This window comes from Burkholderia sp. Ac-20345, from assembly GCF_017104825.1.
Classification (GTDB): Bacteria; Pseudomonadota; Gammaproteobacteria; order Burkholderiales; family Burkholderiaceae; genus Burkholderia; species Burkholderia lata_B.
The window spans coordinates 18,956-27,447 of the sequence record NZ_JAAGPO010000150.1 but is presented as its reverse complement, the minus strand read 5'-3'; the positions used below and the strand labels follow the sequence as shown (position 1 = coordinate 27,447).

The 8,492-nt window shown below is 63.6% G+C and carries 5 protein-coding genes; all 5 read left to right on the top strand.

Annotation, left to right across the window (positions count from 1 at the left end):
• Positions 1 to 796, top strand: a 796-nt coding sequence (locus tag G3O06_RS34520; protein ID WP_241020384.1) for a PfkB family carbohydrate kinase, incomplete at its 5' end; no start/stop codon positions are given.
• 278 nt (positions 797 to 1,074) lie between these two features.
• Positions 1,075 to 2,841, top strand: a complete 1,767-nt coding sequence (locus G3O06_RS34515; RefSeq protein ID WP_205818885.1) for a methyl-accepting chemotaxis protein — start codon at positions 1,075 to 1,077, stop codon at positions 2,839 to 2,841.
• A 551-nt stretch (positions 2,842 to 3,392) separates the two neighbouring features.
• On the top strand, positions 3,393 to 5,315 hold the full coding sequence (locus tag G3O06_RS34510; protein WP_043182748.1) for a PrkA family serine protein kinase: 1,923 nt from the start codon (positions 3,393 to 3,395) through the stop codon (positions 5,313 to 5,315).
• 125 nt (positions 5,316 to 5,440) lie between these two features.
• Positions 5,441 to 6,709 carry a YeaH/YhbH family protein gene (locus tag G3O06_RS34505; protein ID WP_046545649.1) on the top strand — a complete coding sequence of 423 codons (1,269 nt, stop codon included), beginning with the start codon at positions 5,441 to 5,443 and terminating at the stop codon, positions 6,707 to 6,709.
• Positions 6,706 to 8,385 carry a SpoVR family protein gene (locus G3O06_RS34500; RefSeq protein ID WP_205818884.1) on the top strand — a complete coding sequence of 560 codons (1,680 nt, stop codon included), beginning with the start codon at positions 6,706 to 6,708 and terminating at the stop codon, positions 8,383 to 8,385. The genes G3O06_RS34505 and G3O06_RS34500 overlap by 4 nt, the downstream gene beginning before the upstream one ends.
• Positions 8,386 to 8,492 lie beyond the last annotated feature (107 nt).

The following is an 8,492-nucleotide window of genomic DNA, read 5'->3' as shown; positions in this document are numbered from 1 at the left end:
CCATGCGCACAAGCGGCTGACCGACGCGGCGATCGCTGCGCTGCGCGCGTATTCGTGGCCCGGCAACGTGCGCGAGCTGCACAACACGATCGAGCGCGCGTACATCCTGGCGGACGAGGGTATCGACTGCGCGGGGCTCGCGACGAGCGCGTCGGCGTCGACCGGCGTCGCGCTGATCGTCGTCGACGATGCGAGCCAGAACGCGATCGTGATCGTCGCGGGCGGCAACGGCGAGGTCACGACCGAAACGGTCGCACGACACGAGGCCGCACTGGCGTCGGCCGACGTGCTGATCTGCCAGCTCGAGACGCCGCCGGACGCGGTGTTCGCAGCGCTGTCGGCAGGCCGTCGGCTCGGCCGCACGGTGGTGCTCAATCCTGCCCCGGCCGTCGCGCCGCTGCCGGACGGCTGGCTGCCGCTCGTCGATTACCTGATCCCGAACGAGGTCGAGGCGGCCGCGCTGACCGCGCTGCCGGTGGGCGACCCCGCGGAGGCGGAAGCCGCCGCGCGCGTGCTGCAGACAGGCGGCGCGCGCAACGTGCTGGTCACGCTGGGCGCGCGCGGCGTGCTTGCGCTGACGGCCGATGGCTCCGCGCGGCATTATCCGGCGCCGGTCGTGCAAGCCGTCGACACGACGGCGGCCGGCGATACCTTCATCGGCGGCTTTTCCGCGCGGCTCGCGGCCGGCGCGGATGTCGACACGGCCATCCGCTTCGCGCAACGCGCGGCGGCACTGTCGGTCACGCGAGCGGGCGCGCAGCCGTCGATTCCAACGCTTGCCGAACTGGCCGGATAGGGCCTGATCACGCATCGTGGCCGGCTCGTCGCCAACGACGGCCGGCCGCGTCTTCGCGACGCTTGCCGGCAGCAGAGAGCCTCCCATCGCCTTGCTTCCAGCGAACGCTGGAACGAGCATTATTTGTTCAGCTATTTGTAATAAACAGACAAATAATTCGAAAAAATAGCGAAAACACCATCAAGTTGTGCTGTGCATGGTCGTAAATGCATCAGGTGAAGCAATGCTTCGAAGCGACGGGCCTGTCCCGTCCATCACGACGCAACACAGGAAGGATGATGGTGTTCAAAAACCTGACGATTCGTGCGCGCATCGGTTTCACGATGGCGTTTCTGGCGGTGCTCCTGGGGGTGGTCGGCGGGCTCGGCGTGTACGGTATGACACGCGCGAACGAGACGACGCGCGATGTTTTCACGAACCTGATGCCCAGCGCGGTCGACGTCTCGGTGGCCGAGATCTACGCCGCGCGCGAACGCCTGGCGCTCGATCGTGCGGCGCTCCTGGTCAACACGCCGGACGCGGCGGCGGCCATCGAGCGAAGCCGCGCGATGCGCGCGCAGTCCGACGCGTGGTGGCAGAAGTACCTCGCGTTGCCGCGCGGCCCGGAGGAAGACCGGCTCGCCCAGGACGTCGCCGCGAAGCGGCAGGCGTTGCAGCGCGAGTGCGATGCGTTCGCGAGCGTGCTCGGCGCGAATCAGGCCGACCGGATCGGCGACGGCGCGAAGCAGCTCCAGGCGCGCTTCAACGACCTCGCGACGGCGAGCGAGGCGCTGCGCAACTTCCAGTTCACTGACGGGCAAATCGGCTTCGATCACGCGGAATCGGTGTATGACACGGTGCGCGTGCTGGCGATCGTCGCATTGGTGGCCGGCTTCGGCGCCGCGGTGGTGTCGTGGCTGACGCTGAGCCGCGCGATCGGCCGCCCGATTACCGATGCGCTCGCGCATTTCGACGCGATTGCCGCCGGCGACCTGCGCCGGCCGATCGTCGTGGACCGGCATGACGAGATGGGCCAGCTTCTCGAGGGCCTCGGCAAGATGCAGCGCGGGCTCGTCGACACGGTGCGCACCGTGCGCGGCGGCAGCGAGTCGATCGCGACCGCGGCGCGTCAGATTGCGGCCGGCAACATCGACCTGTCGTCGCGCACCGAGGAACAGGCCGCGGCGTTGCAGGAAACCGCGTCGAGCATGGAACAGCTGACCGGCACCGTGAAACAGAACGCGGACAATGCGCGCCAGGCGAGTTCGCTGGCCGCGAATGCGTCGGAGATTGCAAACAAGGGCAATACGGTGGTCGGCCAGGTGGTCGGCACGATGGGCGAGATCAACGACAGCTCGGCGAAGATCGCGGACATCATCGCGATCATTGAGGGAATCGCGTTCCAGACCAACATTCTTGCGCTGAATGCAGCAGTCGAAGCCGCGCGGGCCGGCGAGGAAGGCCGCGGCTTCGCGGTCGTCGCGGGCGAGGTGCGCAGCCTGGCCCAGCGTTCGTCGGCCGCGGCCAAGGAGATCAAGGTGCTGATCGACGCGTCGGTGGAGCGTATCCGGTCGGGTTCCACGCTGGTCGACGAAGCAGGGCGCACGATGAGCGATGTGATCGGTGCGGTGCAGCGCGTGACGGACATCATGGGCGAGATCGCGGCGGCGTCCGAGGAGCAGAGCGGCGGGATCGACCAGGTGGCGCGCGCGGTCGCGCAGATGGACGAGGTCACGCAGCAGAACGCGGCACTCGTCGAGGAAGCCGCGGCCGCCGCGCAATCACTCGACGAACAGGCCGGACGCCTGCGTGAAACGGCAGCGGTGTTCCAGCTCAACGACGACACGTCACGCTCCGGCGGCACGGCTCCGGTTGCGGTGCGTCACACGCCGCGTGCGCCCTCCGCAGCGGTTGCCGTGCCTGTCCAGGCTGCTGCGCGCGAGGATCGCGATGTACCGCCGAAACGCGCGGCCGCAGCGGCGCCGGTGCGCAAGCCCGCCGCTGCTTCCGCGGCGCCGGCGCAGACTGCCGCTACCGCTGACGCGGACGACTGGGAAACCTTCTGATTCGCGCTTGCCGCGCATCTATCCCCATTTGGTGACCAACGACGCCCGCGACATGCGGGCGTCGTCGTTTCTGCGGCGGAAAAATGTGACAGGCGACATGCATGAATGGCGATCGTGCATCGTCGCGTGCATCGCGTGACCTGCATCGACGGATGCGTGCATGGGTGCAGGTGAAGTTCCCGCATCCGTCGTACGGGTATCTCCGTAAGGGCACTGCGAAAAAAATTTGTAACGGCGCACGCAACGTGTCGTCGTAAACGTTCGCTCGAACGTATAGGGATGAAGGGGAGAAGTGACGACGTCGAATGTGTCCAACGCACAAGACGTTCCGTCGTTCGACGAGACGCGACGGATGCAGTTTCTGCGGCTCGGGAGATCGATTGTAAAACGACGAAATGTGTTGTCCAAGCGGTGTTGTCGAGAATGACGCACTTCATACGAAGAGTTCGTGAAAAAAAATAAGAAAGGGTTTAGGATGAATTCGAACGCGCTTGCTTCTGCGCAGTCGTACGAAGGCAGGCAAGTCTTCAGACTCAGGCGAGGGAGGTAGCATGGATATTTACAGCAGCTTCGCGAACCGCTTCGAAAAAACGCGAGAGGAAGAGCTCTCGCTGGAGGAGTATCTCGCGCTCTGCAAGAACGATCCATCCGCGTACGCGACGGCTGGTGAACGCATGCTGGCAGCAATCGGGGAACCTGAACACATCGATACCCGCAACGAGCCGCGCCTGTCGCGGATCTTTGCGAACAAGGTCATCAAGGTCTATCCCGCATTCCGTGAGTTCTACGGAATGGAGGAGGTGATCGAGCAGGTGGTCGCCTATTTCCGCCACGCTGCGCAAGGGCTCGAAGAGAAGAAGCAGATCCTCTATCTGCTTGGCCCGGTGGGCGGCGGCAAGTCGTCGATCGCCGAGCGTCTGAAGCAACTGATGGAGCGCGTGCCGTTCTATTCGCTGAAGGGCTCGCCCGTCAACGAATCGCCGCTCGGGCTGTTCGACTACGACGAAGACGGCCCGATCCTCGAAGAACAGTACGGCATTCCGCGCCGCTACCTGAAGAACATCCTGAGTCCGTGGGCCGTCAAGCGGCTGCACGAATACAACGGCGATATCCGCCAGTTCCGCGTGGTGCGCCGCTATCCGTCGATCCTGCGGCAGGTCGGCATCGCAAAGACGGAGCCGGGTGACGAGAACAACCAGGACATCTCGTCGCTGGTCGGCAAGGTCGACATCCGCAAGCTCGAACAGTACGCGCAGGACGACGCCGACGCGTACAGCTACTCGGGTGGCCTGTGCCTGGCGAACCAGGGCCTGCTCGAGTTCGTCGAAATGTTCAAGGCGCCGATCAAGGTGTTGCACCCGCTGCTCACCGCCACGCAGGAAGGCAACTTCAAGGGCACCGAGGGCTTCGGCGCGATTCCGTTCGACGGGATCATCCTCGCGCACTCGAACGAGTCGGAGTGGAAGGCGTTCCGCAACAACCGCAACAACGAGGCACTGCTCGACCGGATCTTCGTCGTGAAGGTGCCGTACTGCCTGCGTGTATCGGAAGAGACCAAGATCTACGAGAAGCTGATCCGCAACTCGTCGCTGGCCGAGGCCGTCTGCGCGCCGGGCACGCTGAAGATGATGTCGCAGTTCTCGGTGCTGTCGCGCCTGCACGAGCCGGAGAATTCGAGCCTGTTCTCGAAGATGCAGGTGTATGACGGCGAAAACCTGAAGGACACCGATCCGAAGGCGAAGTCGTACCAGGAATACCGCGACTACGCGGGCGTGGACGAAGGGATGACGGGCGTGTCGACACGCTTCGCGTTCAAGATCCTGTCGCGCGTGTTCAACTTCGATTCGAGCGAGGTGGCGGCCAACCCCGTGCACCTGATGTACGTGCTCGAACAGCAGATCGAACGCGAGCAGTTCCCGCCGGAAACCGAGCAGAAGTACCTGTCCTTCGTGAAGGACGTGCTCGCGTCGCGCTACGCGGAATTCATCGGCAAGGAGATCCAGACGGCCTACCTCGAGTCGTATTCGGAGTACGGCCAGAACATCTTCGACCGCTACGTCACGTATGCGGACTTCTGGATCCAGGACCAGGAATTCCGCGACCACGACACGGGCGAGAGCTTCGACCGCGCCGCGCTGAACGCGGAGCTGGAGAAGATCGAGAAGCCGGCCGGCATCAGTAATCCGAAGGATTACCGCAACGAGATCGTGAACTTCGTGTTGCGTGCGCGGGCGGCGAATGCCGGCAAGAACCCCGTGTGGACGAGCTACGAGAAGTTGCGCGTCGTGATCGAGAAGAAGATGTTCTCGAACACCGAGGAACTGTTGCCGGTGATTTCGTTCAACGCAAAGGGTTCGGCGGAGGAACAGCGCAAGCATGAGGACTTTGTGAACCGGATGGTCGCGAAGGGCTATACGCCGAAGCAGGTGAGGCTGCTTTGCGACTGGTACCTGCGCGTGCGCAAGTCGTCATGACGCGCGCGGTACCGCGCCCGTACGGCGTTGCCGTACGGGTGTTTTCAGAGACGCCGCCCGCATGACGGGATACGGCATGTGCGGCGAGCGTCCCGGCGTATCGACTTTCGAGCGGGAGACCGGGAGTGCTTCATCAAATCATCGACCGCAGGCTGGCCGGCAAGAACAAGAGTATCGCCAACCGCGAACGCTTTCTGCGTCGCGTCAAGAACTACATTCGTCGTGCCGTGTCCGACGCGGTGCGCGATCGTAGCATCAAGGATATCCAGAGCACGCAGAGCATCACGATCCCGCGCAAGGACATCGCGGAGCCGAATTTTCGGCACGCCCCTGGCGGCCGTCGTGAATACGTGCACCCCGGCAACGAGGACTACGTGCGCGGCGACAAGATCCCGCGTCCGCAGGGCGGCTCGGGTGGGGGAGGCAGTCAGGCGAGCAACGAGGGCGAAGGGCAGGACGACTTCGTGTTCGAGTTGTCGCGTGACGAGTTCATGCAGTATTTCTTCGACGATCTCGAACTGCCGCGCCTCGTGAAGACGCACCTGCTGACGGTGCCGAGCTGGAAGAACGTGCGCGCGGGCTGGTCGGCGGAAGGCACGCCGAACAACATCGATGTCGTGCGTTCGCTGCGCAGCGCGCTCGGGCGTCGCATCGCGCTCGGCTCGCCGCTCGTCAACGAACTGCGCGAGCTCGAGGCGCAGCTCGAGGCGATGAAGATCGATCCGGAAGACCGGCGCGCGGAGATCGCGGTGCTCGAGGCCGAGATCCATCACCTGAAGGGGCGCATCTGGCGGATTCCGTTCATCGATCCGTTCGACCTGCGCTACATCAACCGCGTGAAGCAGCCGCAACCGTCGAGCCAGGCCGTGATGTTCTGCCTGATGGACGTGTCGGGCTCGATGGACGAGCAGCGCAAGGACCTGTCGAAGCGCTTCTTCATCCTGCTCTACCTGTTCCTCAAGCGGAACTACGAGCGTATCGAGGTCGTGTTCATCCGTCATCACACGCGTGCCGAGGAAGTCGACGAAGATACCTTCTTCCATTCGACCGAGAGCGGCGGCACCGTGGTGTCGAGCGCGCTCGAGCTGATGCGCAAGGTGATGAACGAGCGCTACTCGCCGACCGAGTGGAACATCTACGGCGCGCAGGCGTCCGACGGCGACAACTGGACCGACGATTCGCCCAAGTGTCGCAAAATCCTGGAAGAGGATATCCTCACGAAGACGCGTTACTTCGCGTATATCCAGGTCGCGCCGGAAGAGCAGAACCTGTGGCTGGAATACGCGCAACTGGCCTTGTCGCAGCCGCATCTCGCGATGAAAAAAGTGGAATCGGCTGCCGACATCTACCCGGTGTTTCGCGAATTGTTCGAAAAGCAGGTGGAAATGTCATGACGACCCGCCATCTGCACAACGAGTCGCGCGGCTATGCGCCGCGCCCTTCCGGCGACGACCCGGCCGGCTCTGCCGCATCGCAGCAACGCGGGCAGGCCGAACCGCCGCCGCCGGCCGCCGACTTGCCCGGCCCAGGGCAAAAGGAAGCGCGTATGAACGTTGCCGAACGCAAGCCGCTGCCGTGCCCGTCCGACTGGACATTCGAACTGCTCGAGGAATACGACACGCACATCTCGCAGGTCGCCGAACAATACGAGCTCGACATCTACCCGATCCAGCTCGAACTGATCAGCGCCGAGCAGATGATGGATGCGTATGCGTCGGTCGGGATGCCGGTCAACTACCGTCACTGGTCGTTCGGCAAGCACTTCCTGTCGACCGAGAAGAGCTACCGTCGCGGCCAGATGGGGCTCGCGTACGAAATCGTCATCAACTCGAACCCGTGCATCGCGTACCTGATGGAAGAGAACACGATGACGATGCAGGCGCTCGTCATCGCGCACGCGGCGTACGGGCACAACTCGTTCTTCAAGGGCAACTACCTGTTCCGGCTGTGGACCGACGCGCACGCGATCATCGACTATCTCGTGTACGCGAAGAACTACGTCGCGGAATGCGAGGAGCGCTACGGCCTCGATCGCGTCGAGGAACTGCTCGATTCGTGCCATGCGCTGATGAACTACGGCGTCGACCGCTACAAGCGGCCGCAGAAGCCGTCGCTGTCGAAGGAAGCCGCGCTGCGGCGCGAGCGCGAGGCGTACCTGCAGTCGCAGGTGAACGAACTGTGGCGCACGCTGCCGGGCAAGAAGCCCGAGCTGATGGAGGAGCAGGAAGGCCGTTATCCGCCCGAGCCGCAGGAGAACCTGCTGTATTTCGCGGAGAAGAACGCGCCGCTGCTCGAACCGTGGGAGCGGGAAGTGATCCGCATCGTGCGCAAGATCGGCCAGTATTTCTACCCGCAGCGGCAGACGCAGGTGATGAACGAAGGCTGGGCGACGTTCTGGCACTACACGCTGCTGAACACGCTGTACAACCAGGGGAAGCTGGAAGACAGCTTCATGATGGAGTTCCTGCATTCGCACAGCAACGTGGTCTACCAGCCGCCCGTCACGAAGCCGTACTACAGCGGGATCAACCCGTATGCGCTCGGCTTCTCGATGATGAGCGACATCCGGCGGATCTGCGAAGCGCCGACGGAAGAAGACTACAAGTGGTTTCCGGAGATCGCGGGCACCCCGTGGCTGCCGGCGATGCACTACGCAATGCGCAACTTCAAGGACGAGAGCTTCATCGCGCAGTATCTGTCGCCGAGCCTGATCCGCGACATGCGGCTCTTCTCGGTGCTCGACGACGACATGCGCGATTCGCTCGAGGTGTCGGCGATCCACGACGATTCGGGCTACCAGTATGTACGGCAGGCGCTGTCGAGGCAGTACGACATCCATCACCGCGAGCCGAACATCCAGGTGTGGGCCGTGAACACGCGCGGCGACCGCAGTCTCACGCTGCGCCACTTCATGACCGACAACCGCCACCTGTCGAACGACAGCGACGAGGTGCTCAAGCACATGGCGCGGCTCTGGCAGTTCGACGTGTTCCTGGAAAGCGTCGACGAGGCCGGCACCGTGCGCAAGCGCTACGAATGCCGCTACGTGCCGCCGGAGGTGCGGATCTGAGCATCGCCTGCGGAAAGTTTGCATCGGACGCCAGCCCGCGGGCTGGCGTTTTCATATGACGAACGCATGGCAGGAGAAAAATTTTCTACATCGGGACGAACCCGGAG

Coding starts and splice junctions, on each gene's coding strand:
- G3O06_RS34515 (WP_205818885.1), top strand. CDS start 1,075: ATGGTGTTCAAAAACCTGACGATTCGTGCGCGCATCGGTTTCACGATG.
- G3O06_RS34510 (WP_043182748.1), top strand. CDS start 3,393: ATGGATATTTACAGCAGCTTCGCGAACCGCTTCGAAAAAACGCGAGAG.
- G3O06_RS34500 (WP_205818884.1), top strand. CDS start 6,706: ATGACGACCCGCCATCTGCACAACGAGTCGCGCGGCTATGCGCCGCGC.